Source organism: Kocuria sp. CPCC 205261 (assembly GCF_040981025.1).
GTDB lineage: Bacteria > Actinomycetota > Actinomycetes > Actinomycetales > Micrococcaceae > Kocuria > Kocuria marina.
The window spans coordinates 1-1,336 of record NZ_JAVKPU010000036.1 but is presented as its reverse complement, the minus strand read 5'-3'; the positions used below and the strand labels follow the sequence as shown (position 1 = coordinate 1,336).

Sequence of the window (1,336 nt, the reverse complement as noted above, 5' to 3'; positions counted from 1 at the left end):
ACGGTAGACCAGCACCCTGTGCGCATGAACCGCTGTGGACACCCGAGGATTACCTGACTTGCCCCGAGGTGTTGGGCCGGGCCCCACACACCGTTTATCGGACAGTCCCACCGCCTCCCCTTGCGCGTGCAAAAAACCACTGTGGGGCAGCGGCGACATGCTTGTTCAAGTAGCGCCGTTTTGTCCTAGTTGCTGTGCTGCCTGGTTCATCGCGTTTTCGTTCTTCGGTCGGTTGAGCTTGTAGAGCCAGTTGGGGACTTGGGGGGTGGTGCGTCTGAGTTCGAAGAGGTGTTCCTGCCAGACGAGGAGGTCCTGGGGTTGGATTGACTCGCGGGCGGTGGTGAGGCGTCTGGCGATAGTTGCTGCAAGGTCTGCCCGGTCGTGCGCTGCCTGCCATGTGTTAAGGACATATTCGGTGACGTCGAGAAACACGGGTAACACGGGAAGCAGAGCACCGAGTAGAAACGTGGCGAGGGTGACATCGGTGAGGCTAGCCCAGGTTACGAGGGTGATCAGCCACAGCGCCGAAGCTATTGCCCATACGGTGACCATGGTGCGGATGAGTCGATCGGTGTACGAGGCGTTGCTGCGCTGCGCGATCGCAATGTTTACGATTCCCGGGGACGAGGTATGGACGGTGTACCAGTCGAGCAGTTTTTCCTTCTGCGCTACGCGGGTGAAGGTGTCCTGGTCTCCGGCGACAATCGCGATGTCTTCGGGGCTGGGGGCTTCGGACCGCGTGATCGTTTCTGGCATGTCGAAGAGGTAGTGGTCCAGGGTCTCCGGCACACAGACCGGGTTCAACCGGTGTTGCAACGACCGGTTGAACCTGGTCAATTTCGTGCCCGGAAGTTCGTGCACGAGCTCGCCCACCACGACCTTGTGGGGTCGATGGGCCGAGTCGGGGCGTGCGCGGACAACGCCGCCATGGAATCCTTCTTCGCCTTGCTCCAGAAGAACGTCCTGGACCGGCAGCGCTGGCCCAGTCGGGAGGACCTGCGTCTGGCGATCGTGACCTGGATCGAGAAGTCCTACCACCGCCGGCGCCGGCAACGCCGTCTGGGTCGTCTCACCCCGATCGAGTTTGAGACCATCAATCACGGCCTCCGAGCCGCCTGAAAACCATCAACCCCGAGAGTCAAGGAAAGTCGGGGCAGTCCCCAGGGCAGGCCCTCACCCAACTCAGTGACCATAGTGGCCGGTCCGCCGACGAGGGCCGGCCACAGCTTTCAAAATCCCGACTTGTGACTTTCGGATCTAATTGGCGGCTCTTCAGGATCCAGGGTGTAGTTGGGGTCGGCGCGTCGGTCGCCGGATAGGGGTCGAGGCCTCCCGA

1 protein-coding gene and 1 pseudogene are annotated in these 1,336 nt (G+C 61.6%); one reads left to right on the top strand and one right to left on the bottom strand.

Annotated elements, in window-relative coordinates:
• Nucleotides 1-165: 165 nt before the first annotated feature.
• On the bottom strand, nt 166-789 hold the full coding sequence (locus RF646_RS13260; protein WP_368836233.1) for an S-4TM family putative pore-forming effector: 624 nt from the start codon (nt 787-789) through the stop codon (nt 166-168).
• Nucleotides 790-834: 45 nt separating this feature from the next.
• Between RF646_RS13260 and RF646_RS13255 the strand changes: the two are divergent.
• A pseudogene (locus tag RF646_RS13255) lies at nt 835-1,119 on the top strand (integrase core domain-containing protein); the annotation flags it as partial.
• Between the last annotated feature and the right edge of the window lie 217 nt (nt 1,120-1,336).